Annotated in this window: 20 protein-coding genes; 15 read left to right on the top strand and 5 right to left on the bottom strand. The window is 61.6% G+C overall.

Annotated elements, in window-relative coordinates; genetic code table 11:
• The first annotated feature begins 3 nt into the window (after positions 1-3).
• From H7C18_RS25500 to H7C18_RS25475, 6 genes are all read left to right on the top strand, one after another.
• Positions 4-1,467 carry a sensor histidine kinase gene (locus H7C18_RS25500; protein ID WP_185131921.1) on the top strand — a complete coding sequence of 488 codons (1,464 nt, stop codon included), beginning with the start codon at positions 4-6 and terminating at the stop codon, positions 1,465-1,467.
• A complete protein-coding gene (locus H7C18_RS25495) occupies positions 1,464-2,624 on the top strand; it encodes a TolB-like translocation protein (protein ID WP_185131920.1) in 1,161 nt (386 codons plus the stop codon). Before H7C18_RS25500 ends, H7C18_RS25495 begins: the two co-directional genes overlap by 4 nt.
• Positions 2,625-2,781: 157 nt before the next feature.
• Positions 2,782-4,191 carry an ABC transporter substrate-binding protein gene (locus H7C18_RS25490; RefSeq protein ID WP_185131919.1) on the top strand — a complete coding sequence of 470 codons (1,410 nt, stop codon included), beginning with the start codon at positions 2,782-2,784 and terminating at the stop codon, positions 4,189-4,191.
• Complete coding sequence (locus H7C18_RS25485) at positions 4,184-5,059, top strand: carbohydrate ABC transporter permease (RefSeq protein WP_185131918.1); 876 nt, start codon at positions 4,184-4,186, stop codon at positions 5,057-5,059. Before H7C18_RS25490 ends, H7C18_RS25485 begins: the two co-directional genes overlap by 8 nt.
• Before the next feature lie 16 nt (positions 5,060-5,075).
• Entirely contained in the window at positions 5,076-5,954 is an 879-nt protein-coding gene (locus H7C18_RS25480; protein WP_185131917.1) for a carbohydrate ABC transporter permease, read from the top strand.
• A gap of 34 nt (positions 5,955-5,988) precedes the next feature.
• The gene (locus H7C18_RS25475; protein ID WP_185131916.1) at positions 5,989-7,149 is read left to right on the top strand and encodes an efflux RND transporter periplasmic adaptor subunit; all 1,161 of its coding nucleotides are present in this window, start codon (positions 5,989-5,991) and stop codon (positions 7,147-7,149) included.
• A gap of 12 nt (positions 7,150-7,161) precedes the next feature.
• Here the strand turns inward: H7C18_RS25475 and H7C18_RS25470 are convergent, their stop codons facing one another.
• Entirely contained in the window at positions 7,162-7,953 is a 792-nt protein-coding gene (locus H7C18_RS25470; RefSeq protein ID WP_185131915.1) for a Nif3-like dinuclear metal center hexameric protein, read from the bottom strand.
• A 228-nt stretch (positions 7,954-8,181) separates the two neighbouring features.
• Here H7C18_RS25470 and H7C18_RS25465 point away from each other — a divergent pair, with 228 nt between their 5' ends.
• Positions 8,182-9,924, top strand: coding sequence for a methyl-accepting chemotaxis protein (locus tag H7C18_RS25465; protein WP_185131914.1), 1,743 nt, complete (start codon positions 8,182-8,184; stop codon positions 9,922-9,924).
• A 173-nt stretch (positions 9,925-10,097) separates the two neighbouring features.
• Here H7C18_RS25465 and H7C18_RS25460 read toward each other — a convergent pair whose 3' ends face one another.
• Positions 10,098-11,318: a YecA family protein gene (locus H7C18_RS25460; RefSeq protein ID WP_185131913.1), complete on the bottom strand. Its 1,221-nt coding sequence runs from the start codon at positions 11,316-11,318 to the stop codon at positions 10,098-10,100.
• A 216-nt stretch (positions 11,319-11,534) separates the two neighbouring features.
• Between H7C18_RS25460 and H7C18_RS25455 the strand changes: the two genes are divergently transcribed.
• Genes H7C18_RS25455 through H7C18_RS25435 form a run of 5 tightly spaced genes read left to right on the top strand, consistent with a single transcriptional unit; the run spans position 11,535 to position 16,605 of the window.
• Positions 11,535-12,644, top strand: a complete 1,110-nt coding sequence (locus H7C18_RS25455; protein WP_337913904.1) for a Gfo/Idh/MocA family protein — start codon at positions 11,535-11,537, stop codon at positions 12,642-12,644.
• Positions 12,645-12,677: 33 nt separating this feature from the next.
• Entirely contained in the window at positions 12,678-13,451 is a 774-nt protein-coding gene (locus tag H7C18_RS25450) for a sugar phosphate isomerase/epimerase family protein (RefSeq protein WP_185131911.1), read from the top strand.
• Positions 13,452-13,474: 23 nt separating this feature from the next.
• A complete protein-coding gene (locus tag H7C18_RS25445; RefSeq protein WP_185131910.1) occupies positions 13,475-14,377 on the top strand; it encodes a helix-turn-helix domain-containing protein in 903 nt (300 codons plus the stop codon).
• Positions 14,378-14,396: 19 nt separating this feature from the next.
• The gene (locus H7C18_RS25440; protein WP_185131909.1) at positions 14,397-15,221 is read left to right on the top strand and encodes a sugar phosphate isomerase/epimerase family protein; all 825 of its coding nucleotides are present in this window, start codon (positions 14,397-14,399) and stop codon (positions 15,219-15,221) included.
• A gap of 16 nt (positions 15,222-15,237) precedes the next feature.
• Positions 15,238-16,605 (top strand): MATE family efflux transporter, encoded by a 1,368-nt coding sequence (locus H7C18_RS25435; RefSeq protein ID WP_185131908.1) that lies wholly within the window; start codon positions 15,238-15,240, stop codon positions 16,603-16,605.
• A gap of 76 nt (positions 16,606-16,681) precedes the next feature.
• On the opposite strand, the gene H7C18_RS25430 is transcribed toward H7C18_RS25435, so the two are convergent.
• Positions 16,682-16,957 carry a hypothetical protein gene (locus tag H7C18_RS25430; RefSeq protein ID WP_185131907.1) on the bottom strand — a complete coding sequence of 92 codons (276 nt, stop codon included), beginning with the start codon at positions 16,955-16,957 and terminating at the stop codon, positions 16,682-16,684.
• Positions 16,958-17,209: 252 nt separating this feature from the next.
• Here H7C18_RS25430 and H7C18_RS25425 point away from each other — a divergent pair, with 252 nt between their 5' ends.
• The 3 genes from H7C18_RS25425 (at position 17,210) to H7C18_RS25415 (ending at position 20,627) form a co-directional block, all read left to right on the top strand.
• Complete coding sequence (locus tag H7C18_RS25425; protein WP_185131906.1) at positions 17,210-18,427, top strand: MFS transporter; 1,218 nt, start codon at positions 17,210-17,212, stop codon at positions 18,425-18,427.
• A 528-nt stretch (positions 18,428-18,955) separates the two neighbouring features.
• Entirely contained in the window at positions 18,956-20,290 is a 1,335-nt protein-coding gene (locus H7C18_RS25420; RefSeq protein WP_185131905.1) for an FAD-dependent oxidoreductase, read from the top strand.
• Between the two features lie 73 nt (positions 20,291-20,363).
• A complete protein-coding gene (locus tag H7C18_RS25415) occupies positions 20,364-20,627 on the top strand; it encodes a hypothetical protein (RefSeq protein WP_185131904.1) in 264 nt (87 codons plus the stop codon).
• 478 nt (positions 20,628-21,105) lie between these two features.
• Here H7C18_RS25415 and H7C18_RS25410 read toward each other — a convergent pair whose 3' ends face one another.
• On the bottom strand, positions 21,106-21,753 hold the full coding sequence (locus tag H7C18_RS25410) for a DUF6904 family protein (RefSeq protein ID WP_185131903.1): 648 nt from the start codon (positions 21,751-21,753) through the stop codon (positions 21,106-21,108).
• 155 nt (positions 21,754-21,908) lie between these two features.
• Positions 21,909-22,085 carry a hypothetical protein gene (locus H7C18_RS25405; protein ID WP_185131902.1) on the bottom strand — a complete coding sequence of 59 codons (177 nt, stop codon included), beginning with the start codon at positions 22,083-22,085 and terminating at the stop codon, positions 21,909-21,911.
• Positions 22,086-22,201: the final 116 nt, after the last annotated feature.

Raw genomic sequence — 22,201 nt, 5'->3', positions numbered from 1 at the left:
GAGATGTTCCGAACGCTGAGAGGGAAGTTTCTCGTCGGCTTTTTCCTGATCTTCTGCCTTTCGTTCCTGCTGCTCAACGCGATCGCGCAGCGGGTCGTCGAGACCAACAACCGGAAGATCGTCACCGAGGACCTCGTCGGGCTCAAAAAAAACAGCAGCGTCTACGTCCGTCAAGCGTTCCTGATCAACCATTACGCCAACGACGAAATTTACTTCGGCCAGATGGCGGAGGAGATGGCCCAGGACCTTCGCCACGCGACCGGCGCCGAGGTCGGCGCCTATTCGCTGAGCGGCCAACTGCTGTACGCCTCCGACCGAAAATCGTTCGAAGGCGCCGCTTCGGACGATCTGAACCAGGCGCTGGTCGGCCGTACCGCCTACACGATCACGTACGGCAACGGACAAGCGTACGCCCGCTATTCGTACCCGGTCGTCATCGACGGCGCCAAAGTGGGCATTCTTCGCTTCGACAAAGACTTCAGCCTGGTGTACGGGCAGAGCGAGCGGCTTCTGTCCCTTCTGTTCGACGTAGCGCTCGGGGTCTTCGCCGCCGCGTTCCTGTTCACGTACTTGCTCTCCCGCCACATCACGATTCCGGTCGTCCGGCTGACCAAAGCATCGGCGGAGGTGACCGAAGGCAATCTGGAAGTCCGGATTCCGCCGGGGCGCAAAGACGAGATCGGCCGGCTCGGCGATCACTTCAACGCCATGATCGGCCAGATCAAGCGCCAGATCTCGCGGATCGAGCAGGACCGCGACCGGCTCGGCGAGCTGAACGTTCAGCGCAAGCGGTTTTTCGATAACATGACCCACGAGCTGAAGACGCCGCTGACCTCCATTCTCGGCTATGCGGAGCTGATCCGGGAGAACGGAGAGAAGGACCGCGCTTTTTTTGAAAAGGGAATGAAGCACATCGTGGAAGAAAGCCAGCGGCTTCACGCCCTCGTATCCGACCTGCTGGAGACGTCGAAGGCGGAAGCGGCGATCGGGACGCCCGAAGTCGTGGAAGCTGCGGGACTGCTGGCCGAAGTATGCGAGGCGATGAACCTAAAGGCGGCGCGCTACCACAAGACGGTCCGCTGCGATGCCGAAGGACGGCTCCCGGTTCGCGGCCGGCCGGACCGGCTGCGGCAGCTGTTCATCAATCTGCTGGACAACGCGATCAAATACGGCGAGCCGCAATCGGAGATCGCCGTAAGCGCCTTAAGCGAGAATGGCGGCGCGCTGTTTGCGTTCGCCAACCGGGGAGAGACCGTTCCGCCGGAAGTTTTGGCGCGGATATTCGAACCGTACTATCGGGAGCATGAAGAGCCAGCGGAGGCGGGCAGCGTCGGCCTCGGCCTCGGCATCTGCCGGGAGATCGTCCGCGAGCTCGAAGGAACGATCGACATCTTCAGCGACAACGAACGGACGACCGTGCGCGTATGGCTGCCGGCCGCGGACGAAGGAAAGGAGACCTCGAGATGAGACTGCGACGGACGATGGCCCTTCTGACGCTGGCGAGCCTGCTGCCGGGTTTAATGTCCGGCTGCTCGCGGGGAGTGAAGAGCGAGACGGTCGTCATTCCCGATTCCGCAGGCGACCTATCCTCTTCGACCGGCCGGGAGCCTTTCGAAGTGAAAACCATCTATCGGCTGCAGGGAACGGAGCCGGACCGGTGGCTGGGCTGGACCGACGATCGGACGCTTCTCGGCGCGTCCGGGAATTCCGAACGGGCGGAGACGTTGACCGAACTCGGCACTCCGTACGATACGGGCCGGAAGGCCCTCGATCTCGGTTCCGGCGAGTCCGCTTTGGCGCTGTCGCCGGACGGAAGCGCCGTCGTCACGCTCGCTTCGGCGAACGGCAGCGTCTCGCTCTCGCTCGTCCGTCTCTCCGACGGCGGGAGGACTCCGATCGACTCCTTGCATGGTTCGCAGCTTCTCTCCAGACAAGCCACCTGGTCGGACAACGGCCGCTATGTCTCCTATTTGGCCCAGGACGATCAAGACTCCGCCGCTTATCTCGGCGTTTATGACACCGTGCAGGGCGGCTTGAACCGGTACGGCCTGCCCGATTGGCAGAAATTGAACAAGCTGGCCCCGATCAAGCTGGCGGATGACGGCGCAAGCGCCTTGACTTCCTCCTGGAGCGAAACCGGAGAGAAGGTCCTGCTCCTGGCCCGCGAAGGCGACGCTTACGCCATCCGTTACGAGCACTCCATGAGCGGCGCGGATTCGTTCGATTGGCTGAATCCGAACCAGTTCCTGTTCACGGACGGCGACGATTCGTTGTGCGTCTACGACAAGCGCAACGGATCGCTCTCCTTGCTGCTGGGGGGAATCAGCCGGTTCAAGCTCTCCCCCGACAAAAAAACGATTGCCTACATCCGGAACGAGGACGCGGTCTTCGCGGGGCAGCTTCAAGGCAACAACGTGCTGAACGAGAAAACGGTCTACCAAGGCGTCATTCCGTCCGGCCTGATCTGGAGCCCCGATCACGAAAGCCTGCTCGTGTCCGGCTGGAAGCCGTACGGCCGCGATACGCAGCCGATGCCCGTGCCGTCCGAGACGGCCGCTCCGTCCAGGCAGATGCAGGCGGTGCAGGACGTCTCTTCCAATATCCTGGAATTCTCGGGAACTTAATCCCGTATCCCCAAGAGGGCGGCCCGGCCGCCCTCTTCTTCGTTTGAGCCCGAGACATTTTGTTCACAAGTCGGCGAAAGTTTGGCCACATCCGTGCGGTAGAGTGAAGAGGTTCCCGGCGATAAGGGAACCGAATCTATCCGATCGAGGTGTGTTCATGAACAAAAACATAGCGTCCCTATTCGGCATCGGTCTGCTCAGTCTATCGCTGGCCGCCTGCAGCAGCGGCGGCTCGCAAGGAAACGGCGCGCAGTCGGCGCAAGGAGCGAGCGCGGGCGGTGCGGCCTCCGGCTCTGCCGGCACGAATGCCGGAAGCGGCCCATCCGCCGGCGGAGCGGGCGATGCCGTCGCATTCGATCCCAATGCCAAAGTAACGATCGTCTTCTCCACGTTTTGGCCGGAAGACCGCTTCGAAGAAGCGAAGAAGAAATACGAGGCGGCGCACCCGAACGTCACGATCAAGCTCGAAAGCGTGACGACCGACGACTCGCACGCGGAAGCCGATCTGGAGAAATTCCGGACGACGACGAACGCGGCCATGCTGGCGGGCAAGGGTCCCGATCTGCTGGAGATGAAGGAACTGCCGATGGACAGCTACGTCCAGCACGGACTGCTCGTCAATCTGGACGAGATGATCAAGCAGGATCCGTCTTTTCATAAAGAGGACTACTTCGCCAACATTCTCGACAACTCCCGCTCCGGCGACGGTCTGTACGGCATGCCGCTCTCCTTCTTCCTCAAAGGGCTCGCCGGCGACGAGGACGCGATCGCGAAGCAAGGCGTGAAGTTCGACGACAAGACGTGGTCGTGGAGCGACTTCGCCGAAGACGCCCAAAAGCTCGTGGGCGGCACTTACCCGCATGTCATCAGCACCACCCCGGAATATATGCTGAATTGGCTGGTATCGGACGACTACTCCTTCTACGTCGACGAGGCGGGGCGCAAAGCCAACTTCGACTCCAAGAGCTTCATCGACCTGATGGAGCAGGTCAAAAAGATGGGAGATGACGGCATCGTCGGACAGGGACAGCCCTATTTTTATCCGATTCAGATCAACTCTCCCGGGGACTACTTCACTTCGCTCAAGGGATACCTGTCCGACAATATGAAGCTGTATACGCTGCCCCACGGCAACGACGCCGGCCCCGGAGGCTACTTCCAGCCGTACTTCACCGTCGGCATCGGCGCCAACTCGAAGGTGAAGCCGCAGGCTTGGGATTTTCTCAAATTCCTGATCTCGGATCAGATCGCGACTTCTCCCGACAGGGCCGGTTTTCCGCTCAACAAGAACGCGTACGCCAAGGAGGTTCAGCAGCTCAAAGCCGACGGATCGGCGCCGAGCGCCAAGGAAGGACCGTTGAAGGGAGCGTCCGTCCCGGTCGACGACGCGAAGCTGGACGAGCTCGAGAGCTACTTGACCGCCGCGACCCACCCGGTAGGCTACAAGCCTTCCCAGGTTCAGCAGATCGTCCTGGACGAGTCCAAGGCGTTCTTCAGCGGGCAAAAATCGGCGGAGGCCGTCGCGAAGCTCATCCAGAACAAAGTGACGACCTACCTCAATGAGTAGGCTGCGGATCCGGCCGTTCGGCGAAGGAACGGCGGCGCTGCTGTTTCTCGCGCCGAGCGCGATCGGCTTCTCGGTTTTTTATTTGATCCCGTTCGCGCTGGGCGTTCTCGAATCGTTCACGGACCGGACGCTCGGCGGCTCGTTCGTCGGCCTGGCCAATTACAAGGCGCTGCTGGCCAGCGGCTCGTTCCGCAAAGCGGCCGCGAACACGCTGCTTTTCACCGGAATCAGCGTGCCGCTTCTCATCGTCCTGTCGCTCCTGCTCGCGCTGCTGCTGAACCGGAGCCTGCCGCTGCGCAAGTGGCTGCAGTCCGCCTTTACCCTGCCGCTGGTCGTTCCCGTCGCTTCCGTCGTCACGGTCTGGCAGATCTTTTTCGACTGGAACGGCACTTTGAACGAGTGGCTTCACCGGGCCGGTGCGGAGAGAATCGACTGGATGCAATCGGACTGGTCAATGGGCGTGCTCGTTCTGCTATATATCTGGAAAAATATCGGCTACGACATGATCCTGTTTCTCGCCGCCCTGCAGTCGATTCCGAAGGACTATTACGAGACGGCCCGCATCGAAGGAGCCGGTGCGCTGCGTCAGCTTCGCCACGTGACGCTGGTCTACTTGACGCCGGCGATGTTTTTCGTCGTCTTGATCTCGATCGTCAATTCGTTCAAGGTGTTTCGGGAGACGTACCTGCTGGCGGGAGATTATCCTTACGACCGGATTTACATGATGCAGCATTACATGAACAATCTGTTTTTCTCGCTCGACATTCAGAAGCTGACGTCCGCCGCGACGCTGATGGTCGGCTGCATCGTCGTTCTGGCGGCGGGGCTGCTTGCGTTCGAACGCCGGTTCCGCGAATCGATGGAGTGAGGCTGGAGGTGCGCGCATGAACCGAATGCGATGGCTGCCGAGACTGGCGCTCGCGCTGATCCTCGCCGCGACGGCCGCCGTCATGGCGGTGCCGGTCGTGCTGACGTTCACGAATTCGCTGATGACCGATCGGGAGATCGGGTTCGATTACGGCCTGATCGGCCAGATGACCGATGCCGCGTCGGGCGGCAAGGACGCTTTCGTGCAGTTGAAGATCATTCCCGACTGGCTGAGCTTCGGTCAGTATAGGCAAGTACTGGTGCAGAGCCCGAAGTTCCTGCGGATGTTCTGGAACTCGGCGGCCATGGTCGCTCCGATCGTCGCCGGACAGGCGGCGGTCGCTTCGCTAGCGGCATACGCCTTCGCGATGCTCCGCTTCCCGGGGCGGGACAAGCTGTTCCTTCTCTATCTGATGACGATGCTGATGCCGTTCCAAGTGACGCTCGTTCCCAACTACATGGTGGTGGACGCCCTGGGGCTGATGAACAAGGAAGCGGCCATCGTGCTGCCCGGCATATTCGGGGCGTTCGGCGTCTTCATGCTTCGCCAGTTCATGTCGCACGTTCCCCGGGCATACGCGGAAGCGGCGAAGATCGACGGGGCGGGCCAGCCGACGATCTTCCTCCGCATCGCGCTGCCGCTGGCGAAGCCCGGTCTGGCGGCGCTGACGGTGCTGCTGTTCGTCGACAATTGGAACATGATCGAGCAGCCGCTCGTCTTCCTGCAGGACTCGTTCAAGCAGCCGCTGTCGCTCTACCTGGCCCAGATCAACCAGGAAGCGCGGGGCGTAGGCTTCGCCGCTTCGACGCTGTACATGGCTCCCATGATTCTGCTGTATTCGTACGCGGAATCTTACTTTGTCGAAGGCGTTCAGCTCTCGGGCCTCAAAGCCTGAGCCGCCGGTGCCTTCGAAGGCAGGAGGAATTCGCTTGCACGCGCGAACCGAATTCGAGGAATCCCGGCCCGCCGGAAGCAAACGGAAGCTGCGCTGGATCGCGGGTCTGTTTGTCGCCTTTCTGGCCGCCTTTACGTTATACAGCAACACCTTGTTCTCGCTGACGCTGCCCAAGGCGACGACCACGGTCCCGCAATCCGGCTCGCTCGAACACTCTTTCCAAGGCTCCGCCATCGCCGAACCGGCGGCAACCGTCGATCTGACGAATCCTGCGGGCTGGAAAGTCGCCAAGGTGAACGTCAAGACCGGCGACAAGGTCCATAAAGGGCAAATTCTTGTGGAATACGACGGCTCCGAAGCCGAGCAGCAGGTCAAGGACGAGGAAGCGGCGCTTCAAAAGCTGAATCTGGCGCTTCCGCAGCTTCAAGCCGCTTATATCGAAGCCGCGCATGGCGACGACTCCGCCGCTCTCCAGGACGCACGGACGGCGCTGGAAAGCGCCAAGATCGATATCCAGACGCAGAAGGAACATCTTCAAGCGCTGCAGAAGCAGCTCTCCGCCAATGGGGAGATCGCCGCTCCGTTCGACGGCACCGTGCTGGAGGTTCATGCGGTGGAAGATCTGGCCGTCGCCGCCGGCGGCGGACCGGATATCCGGCTGGCGGGCGCGCAGCAAGGATTCCGGATCGCGCTGACGGTGCCGGAAGACGTCGCCTCGCTGCTGAACGTCGGCGACCCGGTGGACGCCGTGGTGTCGGGGAAGCAGCCCCGAACGATCCAAGGGACCGTCGCGGCGATCGAAGACGATGCTCCGGCAGAGGGCGGTCCCTCTGCCGGAGACGACTCGGGAGCCGGAGGTTCGACCGCGGCGGCCAACCGGGTGACCGTGACGCTTCAGGACCCGAAGCTGAAAGGCGGGGAGAGGATTCAACTGCAGTGGAGCCTCTCCTCCGGGCAAGATGCAATGCTGCTTCCGAACGAAGCCGTTCACCGCGACGATGCGGGGGCTTACGTCTGGACCGTCCAAACCCGCAGTGGACCGCTGGGCAATGCGTTCTACGCGGCCCGAACTTCGGTGACGGTCGTCGACTCCAACGAGTATCAAACGGAGATCGGAGACGGCCTGTTCGAGCAGGATGAAGTCGTCTCCTGGAGCAGCGAACCGCTTCTGGACGGAAGCCGGATTCGACTGTAGGGCATCCGATCCTCATACCGCCCGAAAGAGCGGCCCCGCCTCCAGGTTGCGAACGGGAAGCGCAGGAAAGCTCTCCCTGAGGCGGGAAGCCACGAGCCGCATGCCGGGCTCCTCGCTCTCGGCATGTCCGAGCACGAGGAGAGCTTTGCGTCGGCCTTGGGCGATCGCGTCCCGAACGTACTCGGGCGTCTCCCACTCCGGACCCTCCCCGATCAGTACGACATCCGCGTCGTCCCGCGACAGCAGCGGAATTGCAATGCCGGCCGATCCCCTGTATCCGACCGTCAATCCCACCTTCGCGCAGATTTGCGCGGGGTCGCCGATGACGCGGACATAGGGGATTCCCAGTTTTTCTTTAATGGAGGCGGCCATCCGCTCCAACGTCATCGGCGGAAGCGCCGCCAGCGCGGCTTCGGGCCGGCGCCCATAAACGTAATCCTCCCAACCCAATTGCCGGATCAGCCCTTCCGTGACGAGGTCGGGGCGATATCGGCGGACCGTGTCGTGCAGCCGGAATAGGGCCAGTCCCGCCGCTTCGATCGTCCGCTTTTTCCGCTTGAGGACCGGATCCCCTTCCGGCTGCGCGCCGTCATGATGAGAGAAGAAGACGCCCTCGTGCGCGATGAGCAAGTTCGCCCCGCTTTCAATCGCCCGCTCCACAGCTTCCTGCGTGGGCATGAATGCGACGGCGATGCCGGCGACTTCGGCGTTAGGATCGCCGATCTTCAACGTATCGACGGTTCGCTCCGGCAGCTCGACCTCCCCGATGAGCGAGTCGATCACTTGCCTGACCGTGACCCCCATGCTGCTCTTCCCCTCCTGAACCGGCGGTCGGCCGCCGGTTCTCTTCTTTATCCGGAATATACTCGAGCCTCAAGGATTCCGCAATCGCACGCATTCTCTCATCCGTTCCGCCTCTATGAGTCTTTTTCACCAAATGTACAAATTTAGGTAGTTCTTTTGGGGGATTTCCGCCAATTTTTTGATTATTCTAGTCTAAAACCTGTTATCCGGCGAAAGGCGTGAGTGTCGATGAGAAACATGCGCTTCACCATCCGTACCAAGCTTCTGTTCGTCATGGCCGTCCTCCTGATCGTTCCTATCGTCTCGCTGGGAATCGTCGCGCTTCAAGTATCCAGCAGCGAGACGGATCAACAAGTCCGCACTTCCCTTCGCAATGCCGTCAGGCTCGCCGAAGAGATTCAGCGTTCGCTCGACAAGGAAGTGCAGGCCGGCAACATTACCCAAGAGGCCGCCGAGGAGTCGTTCCGCGCCGCCATTCTCGGCGAGAAGATGAGCGACGGAACGAGGCCGATCAATACCGACATCGACCTGGGCGCCAACGGCTATTTCTTCGCGATGGACGACAAAGGCGTTATGCTCGCCCATCCGTCGAAGGAAGGGACGAGCCTGTGGGAGAACAAAACCGACGACGGCTTTTACTACATCCAGAACATGGTCAAAGCGGCCCAGAACGGCGGCGGCTTCACCCTTTATTCGTATCCCCTTCCCCATTCGGAGAAGCTGGCGCAGAAAATTACGTATAGCGAGAAAGCCCCGGCCTGGGGGTGGATTATCGCCGCCGGCTCCTACGCGCAGGACTACAATGCGGGCCAGCGCCATATCGTGTCCGCGATCTGGTGGACGCTCGGCATCTGCGCGGTGGTCGGAGGCGCGGTGCTGACCGCGGTCTCGTTCCGCCTGTCCAAGCCGATCGTGCGGGTGGCGGATCGGGTCGAACGGATCGCGCAGGGGGATTTGACCGGGGAGGCGCTGGCCGTCGGAGGCAAGGACGAGATCGGCAGGATGGCCGCGGCCTACAACCGGCTGCTGGAAAACCTGCGCGAGCTCGCAGGCAACCAGACGCTCAGCGCGAACGCGCTCGCCGCATCGGCGGCCGCGCTGTCGAAGTCGATCGCGGAGACGACCGAGGCGGTGCATCAAACGTCGCAGGCGATCTCGGAAGTGGCCGGGAACAACGAGACCCAGGCCGGCAGCTTCGCGGAGACCGCCAAAGCGACGGAGGAGATGGCGGCGGGCGTTCAACGGATCGCGGCCACGTCGTCGTCCGCGTTCGACGCATCGGCCGCTACCCTGAAGGAAGCCGAGAACGGCGACCGGCTGATCAGCCGTACGATCGGGCAGATGGAAGACGTCAGCCGGACGGTCGCCGACCTTGGCGACGTCGTCCGCCGGCTCGGCGACCGTTCGCAGCGAATCGACGAGATGGCCGCGGCGATCCGGGAGATCTCCTCGCAGACGAACCTGCTCTCGCTGAACGCCTCCATCGAGGCGGCCAGGGCGGGCGAGCATGGCAAGGGCTTCGGCGTCGTCGCCGGCGAAATCAAGAAGCTGGCCGTCCGTTCGGACGAGTCAGCCGCGCAAGTCGGCGAGCTGATCGATGAGATCCGGAGAGACATCGATTCCGCTCTCGAGTCGATGCGAGCGGGAGAAGAGCAAGTATCGCTCGGCTCCGCCTCGATCAAGGAGACGGGCGTCGCATTCTCCCGCATACTCGAAGCGACGAAGGATGTCGTTCTCCAGGTCGAGGAAGCGACGGCGGCCTCGGAACAGATGGCCGCCAGCTCCGAGCAAATCGCAGCTTCCCTCACCGAGATGGAGAGGCTGTCGGCAGGCACGGCCACCTCCTCCCAGACGGTATCCGCCGCCGCCGAGCAGCAGCTGATCTCCTTGGACGAGATCGCCCGATCCGCCCGCTTGCTGAGCGACATGTCGGAGCAGTCGAGACAGCTGGCAGGCCGTTTCAAGCTGTGAACGGCCACCAAGGCCTGTGGATACGATGTTTCGCATCGTATCCTCCGACTCATCGGCGTCTGCGAACGCTCGTTGCGATGTTTCGCATCGTAAGCGCCTCAAAAGGAACGCCTCTCCGGGCGAAGGGAGAAAACTCCCGCCCCGGAGAGGCGTTTTCGTGCGATTGCGGCTGCTCAGCCGCCGCAGCATTTCTTGAACTTCTTGCCGCTGCCGCAGGGACAAGGATCGTTCCGGCCCACCTTGCGTCCGGTGGCGAAGTCGATGACGCTGCCCGATGCGTTCCGGCCGGACGGCTCCTCCCTGCTGCCTGAAACGGCGGAAAGCTCGCTCGGCATATGCCCCTTGAGCGCCCACAGCCGGGTGCCGTTCATCAGCTTCATGATCCGGTCGACGAAGGCGCCGACCGTACTTTCGTCGGCCATTTCGAACCTTTCGTGATAATACTCGACGATGGCGGACGGTTTCGCCCCGTTCAGAAGCTCGAACCCGCTTTCGCAGACGTACTCATCCGCTTCTTCTTTGGAAATGTCGTACGTATCGGTCAAGAAATTTACGAGCTCGCGATAAGCCGGCGTGCGGTCGACGAAGTCGTCCGCTCCCGCCCGGAGCAGTTCCTCCGTCGAGAAAGGCCGGTACGGGAGATCTCCGCGCAATTGGTGCTCCTCCACCACCCGCTCCGGATCGACAACGGCCTCGTCGGCGAATCCGAACTCGCCGGACTGCAGGCCGCCGCCCGCGTAATCCAGCGCCTCGTCCAACAGCATCTTGAGCTCGGTCGGTTGAATTTGCGCTTTCGCATGAGGCTCAAGCAGCTGCGCGAGCCGGACCGGGTTCAGAACGCCGTAATAGCACAGCATGCCTCGCGCCAGCTTCACAAGCCTTCCATTCTCCTGTGCCTTCCGGGCGGCGGAAGCGTCAAGACCGCGAAACGCCTGCGCCATCTCCCGCGGCATGACGAGCACCCGCTTCCCTTGAAGCGTACCCGGGAACAGGAGTCCCCGCGCGGCAAGAAAGACCGCCTTATACTCGTCCTCCGGCGCTTCGACGGAGCCGTCCGGCCTGGAAGCGGCCCGTTTGAGCAATTCGAAGCGCTCTTCGTCAAATGTCTCCAGCAACGGGCCGAGCCGCTCCGGCAGCGTCTCCGCCAGCTTGTCCGCCAATTCCTGCTTCTTGAGCGAGCTGGCGCCCCGCAGCCCGCCATTCGTTCGAATGTCCGACAGTTCCGTCTTCGTCAGGCGCGCCAGCGCGGCCGCAAGCGAAAGGGGCGCTTCGATCGGCACCCAGCGGCTGTCCGTTTTCCGCTCTTCCCGCCGCATCTCGTCCTCTTTGAATCGCTCCCAGGCCTCCGCGATCTGCTTCTGTTCCTGCTTGTTCAGTCCTTCTTTTCTGTCCATCCGTTCCTCCCGCGTTCTTCATCCCGAACTTGCTTGCGTCCTTCCCATCATACCGGAATGCCGCCGGTCCGACAACCGCCCGGAAGTTTTCGCCGTCTCCCAAATATCAGATTTGTCCAGCTCTTCTTCTGCTTTCTCTATTGAGAGATAAGCGAAGCTGCGCCATAATGAGAGCGAGTCATGCCAATAGGCGGAGGTGGAACGAACTTGCGCAAAGTGAAAGTCGGCGTCATCGGCGCCGGAATGATCAGCAGTATCTATCTGAAAAATGCGACGCAGACGTTCGACGACATCCTGGAAGTGAAAGCGGTTGCGGACCTGGTGCCCGCTCTGGCGGCTCAACGGGCCGAGCAGTACGGAATCCCGAATGCCTGGAGCGTCGACGAGCTGCTCGCCGATCCGGAGATCGAGCTGGTGCTCAACCTGACCGCGCCGTCGGCGCACGCCGCGGTCAATCTGCAGGCGCTTCGCGCCGGCAAGCACGTGTATACCGAGAAGCCTTTCGCCCTGACGCGGGAAGACGCGGACGAGGTGTTGAGCGCGGCCGACGCCGCAGGGCTGCTCGTCGGCTGCGCGCCCGACACGTTCCTCGGCGCGGGCCTGCAAACCTGCCGCAAGCTGATCGACGAAGGGTGGATCGGCACCCCTTACGGGGCCAACGGTACGATCATCATGGGCAACGCCTCCGGCGGCATGCACCCGAACTTCCGCAATTTCCTGAAGCTCGGCGGCGATCCCGTCATGGATATGGCTCCTTACTACTTGACGGCGCTTGTGTTCCTGCTCGGCCCGGTTCGCCGGGTGACCGGGACGGCGCAGCAGCTGCGGCAAGAAGTGCGGATTCTCAATCCGAAGTCGCCCAGCTTCGGCATGACGGTGCCGATCGAAGCGCCGACCAACGTATCGGCGGCGCTGGACTTCCACAGCGGCGCGACGGCCGGCCTGCAGGCGGCGAAGGAAAGCTTCGGCTACTTTCCGCGGCTGGAGATCTTCGGCACCGAAGGCAATCTGACCGTGCCGGACCCGAACTTTTTCGGCGGCCGGATCGCCATTCAATTCCCGAACGGGGAGACGAAGGAGCTGCCGTATTCGCACGGCTTCGCCGAGGACAGCCGGGGCATCGGCCTGGTGGATATGGCGGTCGCCATCCGCACCGGGCGCCCCCATCGCGCAAGCGGACGGCTGGCGCGCCATGTGCTCGACATCTCGCTCGGGATCTTCGAAGCGTCGGCCGAAGGACGCCACGTCGCGCTCGGCTCCACCGTCGACCGCCCGGCCCCGCTTCCGCTCGGCCTGAAATACAACCGTCTGGATTCGGACGAATAAGCTGGCCCATTCGATAAGAAGGATGTGACGTTCTTGAAAAGATTTCCTATCGCCGTTCAACCCTATACCGTGCGGGAAGCTCTCTCTCGCGATTACGTCGGCACGTTGGAGAAAATTGCCGCAATCGGATACAAAGGAATCGAGCTGGGCCCTCCGCCGCAAGGAACGATGTCCCTGGACGAGCAGAAGGCGCTGCTGGACCGGCTTGGCCTGCAGGTGATCGGCACCCACGCTTCCTTCGACAATCTGGACGTGGACTTCGAGCCGCTGTTCGACTACCTGGACCGGACGGGCGGCCGCTACGTCACCGTCTCGATGAAGTTCGAATCGCGGGACGACGTGCTGCGCAAGGCGGAGCGCATGAGCCGGATCGGCGAACGGTGCCGGGCGCGCGGCGCGACGTTCCTGTATCACAATCACGACTGGGAGTTCCAGCGCTATGACGGCGATTACGCGCTCGACCTGATTCTCCGGGAGACCGATCCGGAGCTCGTCAAGCTGGAGCTGGACACGTACTGGGTGCGCAAGGGAGGCGAAGATCCGGTCGCCTTCATGGGCAAGCTGGCCGGAAGATGCCCGCTGCTGCACATTAAGGACATGGAAGCCGGGGAAGAGCAGTTCTTCGCGGAGATCGGAGAAGGCATTCTCGACTTCCCCGCCATCGCGGAAGCCGCCGAACGGATCGGCACCGAATGGCTCGTCGTGGAGCAGGACCTTTGCCGGCGCGATCCGCTCGACAGCCTGGCGATCAGCTACCGCAATCTGACGAAGCTGGGACTGATCGAAAGCGCGAACAGCGGTTCCTAAAAAGCGGGAGAGCAGCGGAACCGATGCCGAACGTTGATGCGAACGCCGTATTCCCGCCTGTCATCCGAGTGCTCGGCGACTTCGTCATGAAGCCGGGCTCGGGGCTCGGAGAGCGCGATATTCCCGACTGCGAGCTGCTTTATTTTCCGGAGGGCACCGAATCGGTCTATCAAGTGGGCGGCCGGGAGTTCTCGCTGGACCGCCCGTGCTTCGTCGTCACCCGGCCGGGAGAGGTTCACAGCTACCGTTACGACAAGCAGCGGCCGACGCGCCATCTGTTCGTCCATTTTCGGCCGCGGCCGCTGGACGAAGCCGAGGCCGCGCTCCCGCTGCTGCATCCGGACGGCCCGTCGGTCGTCCCTTACGACGGCGATTTTCTCGCGTCGCTGATGAAGCAGATCCTGGGCATCGCTTACGCCAGGCCGGAGCGGCTGCAGCAGCGGGGCGGCCCGCTGCTGCTCTCGCTGCTGACGGAAATCCAGGCGCTGGCCGAGGATGAGCCGCCGGAACGCCCGGCGGCGCCTCTGCCTCCCCAGGTCGTCCAGGCGCTGGACGCGATCGGGACGGATGCGGGAAATGCCATGACCGTCGACGGGCTGGCCAAGAAGGTCGGCTGGTCGCCGGAGCATCTGAGCCGCTCCTTCGTCCGCCACCTCGGCATGACGCCGAAGGAGGCGATAATCCGGCAACGGATCGAACGGGCGTGCCAAATGCTGCTTACCGGAAACAAGAGCGTGAAAGAAGTCGCCTTCACGGCCGGATTCGCGGACGAGAACTATTTCAGCCGGGTGTTCAAGTCGGTCAAGACGGTGACGGCGACCGAATACCGGGCGAAGCATTATCATCCGAAGTACGTGGATACGGTGCCCGCCGTCCAGCAGGAGTCGCTGTATCCGCCGAACCGGGTGTTTTTCGGAAAAGAATGACGGGAGGGTACGAGAAACGATGTTTCCTTTTCAAGCCTCACTGAACGCGTCGACCTTGCTTCCTTATCGGCTCGGCATCCGGGAACAGATCCGGATCGCCGCCGAGGCGGGCTATGACGGAATCGAAATCTGGCTGCAGGATTTGCAGAAATATGTGAAAAACGGAGGCTCCGCCGCCGAGCTGCGCAAGTTCGCCTCGGAGCTCGGGATCGGCATCGCGAACGCGATCTCGTTCATTCCGTGGGGTGACGCCGACGGAGCGGTCCGGGAACGGGGAGCGGAGCAGACGAAGGAGGAGCTGACGCTGCTTGCCGAGCTCGGCTGCCCGTCTTTCGCCGCTCCGCCGTTCGGCAACGTGGAGAACGTCTCCCTGGATGAGCTGGCGGAACGCTTCGCCGGATTGACCGAACGATCCCGTACGTACGGCGTTCTGCCGATTCTCGAATTCTGGGGACGGGCGAAGAAATTGTCGCGGGTCAGCGAAGCGCTCTACGTCGCCGTGCAGAGCGGCGTGCCGGACGCGAAGCTGCTGCTCGACCCGTTCCATATGTACACCGGCGGAAGCCGGATGAGCGATCTGGCTTACCTGAACGGAGAGCGGATCGGCATCGTTCACGCCAACGATTATCCGGCCGAGCCGCCGCAGGCGACGATCGCGGACGCGGACCGGCTGTTCCCAGGAGACGGGATCGCGCCTTCTGCCGAGCTGGCGAAGCGGCTGCACGCCGCCGGATATCGCGGCTATTTGTCGCTGGAGCTGTTCTTCCCGGACGACGGAGGCAGAACGGCCGCGGAGACCGCCGCTCTCGGCTTGGAGAAAATGAGAAACGCATACGCCGTCTGATCGGAGGAAAAGCAGGGTGAACCGAAGCGCGGTTCGGGATTTCTCGCTATTCGCCATCGCCTGGCCGATCTTCATCGAGTCGGGCCTCCAGATGCTGATGCGGATCTCCGACACGTTCATGCTGAGCCGGGTGTCCGACGATGCGGTCGCCGCCGTAGGCGTCGCCAACCAGATCATTCAGTTCGCCATGCTCGCCTTCAACTTCGTGGCGCTCGGCTCCGCCGTCGTCGTCTCGCAATACTTGGGAGCGCGGCGCGAACGGGAGATCGGCCGCCTGACCGGCTCCTCGATCGGCGTCAACTTCCTGTTCGGCGTCTTCGTCAGCGTGCTGGCCGTCTCTCTGAACGGGCCGCTGCTGCGCGTCTTCGGGCTCGACGCCGACCTGTTCAGCCTGGCGAGGCAGTATTTGTTCATCGCCGGCGGCTCGCTGTTCATTCAGGCGGTGCTGACCGCGACGGTCGCCATCATCCAATCGCACGGCTATACGCGCCAGACGATGATGGTCACGATCGGCATGAACGTGCTGAACATCGCCGGCAACAGCCTGTTCATCTTCGGTCTGCTCGGTTTTCCGAAGCTGGGCGTGACGGGCGTCGCCATCTCGACGGCGTTCAGCCAATGCGTCGGGCTCTGCGTCAACTTCCTGCTGCTCCGGCGGGTAGCCGCGGTTCCGATCCCGTGGCGCGGCTTCGTGCGCTGGCAAAAGGATCACGTCGCCAAGGTGCTGCGCATCGGCATCCCGTCGTCGGCCGTGACGATGTCCTACTCCGCCAGCCAGTTCGTCATTCTGGCGTGGATCGCGACGCTGGGGGCGCAGATGGTCACGACGAAGGTGTACACGCAGAACATCATGTTCGTCGTCATGATTCTGGCCGCATCGCTCGGCCGCGGCGTGCAAATTCTGGTGGGCCGAAGAATCGGCGCCGGCGAGCGGGACCTCGCTTACCGCGAGGTGTTCGTCAATCTCGGCCGCAGCATGCTGCTGACGCTGGCGGGCGTCTGCGTGCTCGCTCTGGTTCGCAAGCCGCTGCTCGGCCTGTTTACGCATGACGCGGCCATTCTGTCGCTCGGGTCGACGCTGCTGCTGCTCAGCTTCCTGCTCGAGCCGGGGCGCAACTTCAACGTCATCCTGGAGAAAGCGCTCCAGGCCGCCGGAGACGCCCGCTTCCCGATGGCCGCCTCCATCGCCGTCACCTGGCTGTTCAGCATGCCGCTCACCTACCTGCTCGGCATCCGTCTCGGCCACGGGCTGCTCGGCATCTGGTGCGCCTTCATCGTGGACGAATGGCTGCGCGGGATCATTCTGTTCATCCGCTGGCGCAGCCGAGCCTGGGAGGGCAAAGCTCTCGTTCGCGGCGGCGAGAGCAAAGAAGCCGCGCTTTAACGGCTGCAAACGACAAGGCTCCGTCTCCGGTACATGCCGGGAACGGAGCCTTGTCTGTTCTTGCCTCCGGTCGCGTTTACGCCCATAACCCGTCTGCGACCTGATCGAGCCGGTAAACGACGCCGGTCCGGCTGTCCGATGTCGAGGAAGCCGTGCCGGACGAATATCCGCCGGAGCCTGTCGCCGGTCCTTCGGCGCCGGCATTCGTTCCGGTCAAGTCGACGACCAGTTTGTCGATCCTCGGCGCGTCGGTTGCATCCCGATACAACCAGAATGCGAGGGTCCCCAATATCGCCGCAACCGCCGCCAGCACGATCGCCAGCCCCGTTTTCCCAAGCGCCAGCTTCGCCATCCGCCGGCACCTCCTCCCGCTTATTGTTATGCATTGTACCGGCATTAGGTAAAAAGACGATGAACCGAAGCTTAAAATCATTTAAAAAAATCGGGCGAAAGCCCGAAACGGGACAAGCTGCGTTTCCCGTAATTTTCGCAACCGCCGGCGGCCTGCAGATGGTATACTGGCGAGGTGCCGTACTGTTGCCGGGAACTCAAATAGACAAACGTTTCCGCACTCCAAAATCAGGATAGGAAGAGGATAGCCCGCATGAAGTCCAACCAACAAGAGCCAACCGCCGCCAAAGAGAAGTTCCCGTTCTCCCTGCTCTGCCTGACGCTGGGAGCGTTCGCCATCGGCATGACCGAATTCGTCATAATGGGATTGCTTCCCAATGTCGCGAGCGACCTCGGCGTATCGATTCCGAAAGCCGGTCTGCTGATTACCTCGTATGCCCTCGGCGTCGCGGTCGGCGCTCCGACGTTGACCGTTCTGACCCTGCGCGTCCCGCAAAAAAAGCTGCTCGTGCTGCTGATGCTCATTTTCATCGCCGGCAACGCCTTGTCCGCATTGGCGCCCAGTTACGGCCTGCTCGCGGCGGCCCGAATCATGACCGCCTTCGCGCACGGAACCTTTCTCGGCGTCGGCTCCCTGATCGCTTCGCGGCTCGTTCGGCCCGAGAAGCGGGCGGGGGCCGTCTCGATGGTGCTCGCCGGTCTGACCATCGCCAACATCGTCGGCGTGCCGTTCGGCACGTTCATCGGCCAGCAGCTCGGCTGGCGGGCTTCGTTCGGCGCCATTACCGCGCTCGGCATCATTGCGCTGATCGGCATCCTTCTTTTCATTCCCGTCATTCGCCAAGACGAGCTGCCGCGGCTCTCCCGGGAACTTCGCAGCCTGCTCCAGCCGCAAGTGCTGCTGATGTATTTCTCCGGCGCGTTCGGCTGTGCCAGCCTGTTCGCGATGTTCACTTACATCACGCCGGCTCTGGAGACGATCACCGGCTTCGCCGAACATCAGATCACGTACATTCTCGTCCTGTTCGGGTTCGGAGTCACGATCGGCAATATCCTCGGAGGCAAGCTGGCCGACTGGAAGCTGCTGCCTTCGGTTCTGATTATGCTCGGAGGGCTGGCCGTCTTGCTCGCGCTGCTGTCCGTCGCCCTGAAAAACCCCGTCTTCGCCGTCGCGACCATCTTCCTGTGGGGCGTAGCGGCGTTCGGCGCGTTCCCGGGCATCCAGGTTCGCATTCTGAATCTGGCGCGCGAAGCGCCCCTGCTCGCCTCGACCTCTTCGCATTCCGTCCTGAACATCGGCAATGCGGGCGGCGCGTATTTGGGCGGGCTGGCCATCACGTATTCCGGCCTATCCTCCCTGCCCTGGCTTGCCTCTTCGCTCGCATTGATCGGCCTCGCCGGGGCGACCGCCAGCTACGTGACGAGCCGCCGCCAGCCATCCGCGCCCGAGCCTGTCTCTCAGGCGTCATAATGTGGAAGCCATAGGGAAAAGCGGCGTGAAACCTCACAGCTTGAGGGGACCCGCCGCTTTTTGGCTTTATCGCGCCTCTCCCCCCATCAATGTGAGTAATCTGTTTGCTCTCTTTCGGCTTTCTCGCCGCTCCCCCGCCAATGTGAGTAATCTGTTTGCTCTCTTTCGACTTTCTCGTCGCTCCTCCCACAATGTGAGTAATCTGTTTGCTCTCTTTCGACTTTCTCGCCGCTCCCCGGCTTTCTCGTCGCTCCTCCCGCCAAAGTGAGTAACCAGCTTACTTTCTTCCGCCTCGTACATCCCCCCGGTTCCCCTCCTCTTTGCGCGCAAGACACCATCCGAATTAGTTGTGATTTTTTTCACATTACCTATTGCCTTTTGTCTCCATTCGACATATGATAGAAGCAATCCAGATGATTGTGAATTAAATCACATAACAACAATTTGCAGGCTTCACCGAATTGCCCTAGTTCCTGCACTGATATGTGAAAATAATCACAATCAGAGATTCGAAGGGAGTCCTCGCTCATGAAGATCGTCGTCATCGGCTGTACCCACGCCGGAACCGCCGCCGTCACCCGGATGGCGAAGCTGTACCCGGAAGCGCAAATTACCGTCTACGAGCGCAACGACAACATCTCCTTCCTGTCGTGCGGCATCGCTCTTCATATCGGAGGCGTCGTTCCCGATCCGGCCAAACTGTTCTATTCGAATCCCGAGCAGCTCGCCGCGCTGGGCGTCGATACGAAGATGAGGCATGACGTCCTTTCGGTCGATACGGCCAAGCGCGCGCTGCGCGTCCGGAATTTGGAGACGGGAGCGGAGAGCGAGGACTTTTACGACAAGCTGGTGATGACGACCGGATCGTGGCCGGTCATTCCCCGACTGGAAGGAATCGAGCTCGGCAACGTACAGTTGTGCAAAAACTACAATCATGCCCGCGCCATCATCGAGAAAGCGAAAGACGCCCGGCAAATCGCCGTTATCGGAGCCGGCTATATCGGCGTCGAGCTGGTCGAGGCGTTCGAGCGGCTGGGCAAGCGCGTTACGCTGATCGACCAGATGCCGCGCGTGCTCGCCAAGTACCTGGATCCCGAGATCACGGAGCAGGTAGAGGCGGAGATGGCGGAGCGAGGCATTCGGCTCGCGCTCGGCCAGGGAGTGGTTTCGTTCATCGGCCAAGACGGACGGGTGACCGGCGTGCGGACGACGGAAGAGATCCACGAAGCCGATCTGGTCGTGCTGTGCATCGGCTTCCGGCCGAACACCGGGCTGCTGCGCGGGCAGGTCGAGATGCTCCCGAACGGCGCGATCGTCGTCGACGAATACATGCGCACAAGCTGCCCGGACGTCTATGCGGCGGGAGACAGCTGCGCCGTCCAGTACAATCCGACGGGCAAGCCGGCCTATATTCCGCTGGCCACGAACGCCGTCCGCATGGGAACGCTCGTCGCACTCAATCTGGCGAAGCCCGCGGTTCCTTACCGGGGAACCCAAGGCACGTCGGGCCTTCGATTTTACGATTTGAACCTGGCGGCAACCGGGCTGACCGAGCAAGGGGCCCTTGATGCGGGCTTGCATGTGAAAAGTGTCACGATCGAAGAGGGCGACCGTCCCGACTTTATGCCCACCTTCGAAAACGTGCTGCTGAAAGTCGTCTACGAAGCCGATAACGGCCGGATCGTCGGAGCCCAAGTGATGTCGAAAGCCGACTTGACCCAATCGATCAACACGCTGTCGGTCTGTATCCAGAACCGGATGACGATGGAGGAGCTCGGATTCGTCGATTTCTTCTTCCAGCCGCATTACAACAAGCCTTGGAACCTGCTGAACCAGGCCGGCCTTCAAGCCGGCGTCAACTGATCCCGGACCGGGACCGGCGCGGTTGGTCAGAAATCGCGCTGGCGGGCCGGTACCCAAGAAAGGAGACCGCTCCATGACGATCTATCGAACCTGGACTGCAAGCAAAACGCTGCTCGGGCTGGCCAGCGTCTGCCTGGCGATCCGCTGCGGATTGGAATGGCTTGTCTCTCGTTACGCGCTCATCGAAAGTCCGCTCGTACTCGTTGCCTATATCGCCTCTTTCCTCGCCTGTCTGATCGTCGCCACCGTGCTCTGGGTGCACAGCGCCCATTGGCTCTCCGGGGCGCGGATCCTGGCGCTTCTTTTGCTTCTCTCCTTGTTATGGAGCCTATTTTAAGATCTTGGCGGAAAAAGGCGGCTCGCTGGCTTCCCCTCTTTTTAACGAACCTGGGCAACGCTATTGGAGTCAAAACGCGGCGTGTTGGAATGTAAGGAAACGTAGATCCCTTATTCGGCGTTTCATCGGCTTTCTCCGAGCTTTTCGGGGTCGATAAGGCCGTTCAGATTCGTTAGGTTGGAAAATCCCCGCATACGATCCAAATAAGATCATAACGGTTCGTTAGCGTCGGGCCGCGAAGGCTCAGGTCCGAAGCTCGCCGCTCAAGCCCCTTCCGCAGGTCTTTTGCACAAGCGCCCCTCCATGATGCAGTTTATTCACAATTCTATCCACAATCCGCCCACACCCTGGGTATAACTCCGCTTTTTTCCCGCCCGACGCGGTGGATAAACGATTGCGAAGCCTCTGAACGTTGGGGATAAATGAATAAAAAAAGACCCCGCAAAGCGGGGGTCGGCTCAATGTCTTGCTTGGAATTTTACCAAATGATTTGCTCCGGAGCGGGCATCTCCGCCCCGATGCGAATCTCGTCTACCGGACACTTGTACATCCGGGCGGCTTCGAGCACCGCATGCTTGCATTTGCGATATTCCTCGCCTTGCTCCACGATCCGCTTGGCCATGACGGGGATATTCTCCAACCGCTTCTCCGGCTTCAACTCCAAAAACCGGACGTTCAATTCGTCCAAATAATGCGTCATGTATTCCTGCTCCAGAAAAACGGACGATCCCAAAGCGACCGAGGCGGGCTTGTAGGCGGCATCCGGCAGCGTCCGGCGCAGGCAGGCGACGAGCTCTTCCTGGAACTTGCGAACGCGCGCCAGCATCCGTTCCCAATCGGGCCGCTTCTCCTTCGCATAGTACAGCTTGATGAACCGGTTGAGGGCCACCGAGAGGAACAAGGCTTCCGGCCAACAAACGTTGACCGCCATCTCTCCCGCTGCTTGCAGCGAACCGCGCAGCCTGCGGACCAGATCGGCCACACGGACCCGGATCGACTCGTAAGCCGGCGCTTCTCCCTCTTCGCCGACGATCTGCTCGAGCGCTTCGCAAAGCTGCTCCAGATCGGCGGCGTCCCCGCTTATGTTGACCCCGGCGTGATTCAGGGTGTCTTTCATTCGTATCATACTCGTTCTCCCTTTGTCCAAATCCACTCTTCCCCATTCTAACACCGCGCAAAGCGATTCGCATCTTTATTGTGGGGGCGGGTCGCATTTTTTCCGATCTCGCCGCGCGGCGAAAAAAAACGCCGATCCTTGAAGGATCAGCAGTTCCCGCGCATCTAAACGCCCGTTCTCTTCTTCTGGTTGTTCGGCTTTTTGTTAATCTGGCTCTGCAGCTTCTTCGTCTCCGTCGAAAAATGGTCCCGGCCGCCTTTGGCCTGGGCCTGCTGCTGCTTCTTCTGCTCCAGCTTTCGTTTCATCGCTTCGCCCAGACTGATCTTCTTCGGTTCATCCATTCCGTGTTCACCCTCGCGATCGAACATTTGAACTTCGACTTGTCCATTGTACGATGGATCCGGCCGGGATGCCAGAGACCTCTTGAACAGAAAGAGCCCCGGATGCGAAAGCTCGC

This window comes from Cohnella zeiphila, from assembly GCF_014212055.1.
GTDB lineage: Bacteria > Bacillota > Bacilli > Paenibacillales > Paenibacillaceae > Cohnella > Cohnella zeiphila.
This window is presented reverse-complemented; position numbering and strand designations above follow the sequence as displayed.

Bases quoted from the DNA above. Each gene is read 5' to 3' on its own strand.
- H7C18_RS25485 (WP_185131918.1), top strand. From the start codon at position 4,184: ATGAGTAGGCTGCGGATCCGGCCGTTCGGCGAAGGAACGGCGGCGCTG.
- H7C18_RS25430 (WP_185131907.1), bottom strand. From the start codon at position 16,957: ATGGCGAAGCTGGCGCTTGGGAAAACGGGGCTGGCGATCGTGCTGGCG.
- H7C18_RS25445 (WP_185131910.1), top strand. From the start codon at position 13,475: ATGCCGAACGTTGATGCGAACGCCGTATTCCCGCCTGTCATCCGAGTG.
- H7C18_RS25405 (WP_185131902.1), bottom strand. From the start codon at position 22,085: ATGGATGAACCGAAGAAGATCAGTCTGGGCGAAGCGATGAAACGAAAG.
- H7C18_RS25470 (WP_185131915.1), bottom strand. From the start codon at position 7,953: ATGGGGGTCACGGTCAGGCAAGTGATCGACTCGCTCATCGGGGAGGTC.
- H7C18_RS25480 (WP_185131917.1), top strand. From the start codon at position 5,076: ATGAACCGAATGCGATGGCTGCCGAGACTGGCGCTCGCGCTGATCCTC.
- H7C18_RS25410 (WP_185131903.1), bottom strand. From the start codon at position 21,753: ATGATACGAATGAAAGACACCCTGAATCACGCCGGGGTCAACATAAGC.
- H7C18_RS25465 (WP_185131914.1), top strand. From the start codon at position 8,182: ATGAGAAACATGCGCTTCACCATCCGTACCAAGCTTCTGTTCGTCATG.
- H7C18_RS25460 (WP_185131913.1), bottom strand. From the start codon at position 11,318: ATGGACAGAAAAGAAGGACTGAACAAGCAGGAACAGAAGCAGATCGCG.
- H7C18_RS25490 (WP_185131919.1), top strand. From the start codon at position 2,782: ATGAACAAAAACATAGCGTCCCTATTCGGCATCGGTCTGCTCAGTCTA.
- H7C18_RS25425 (WP_185131906.1), top strand. From the start codon at position 17,210: ATGAAGTCCAACCAACAAGAGCCAACCGCCGCCAAAGAGAAGTTCCCG.
- H7C18_RS25495 (WP_185131920.1), top strand. From the start codon at position 1,464: ATGAGACTGCGACGGACGATGGCCCTTCTGACGCTGGCGAGCCTGCTG.
- H7C18_RS25415 (WP_185131904.1), top strand. From the start codon at position 20,364: ATGACGATCTATCGAACCTGGACTGCAAGCAAAACGCTGCTCGGGCTG.
- H7C18_RS25500 (WP_185131921.1), top strand. From the start codon at position 4: ATGTTCCGAACGCTGAGAGGGAAGTTTCTCGTCGGCTTTTTCCTGATC.
- H7C18_RS25440 (WP_185131909.1), top strand. From the start codon at position 14,397: ATGTTTCCTTTTCAAGCCTCACTGAACGCGTCGACCTTGCTTCCTTAT.
- H7C18_RS25420 (WP_185131905.1), top strand. From the start codon at position 18,956: ATGAAGATCGTCGTCATCGGCTGTACCCACGCCGGAACCGCCGCCGTC.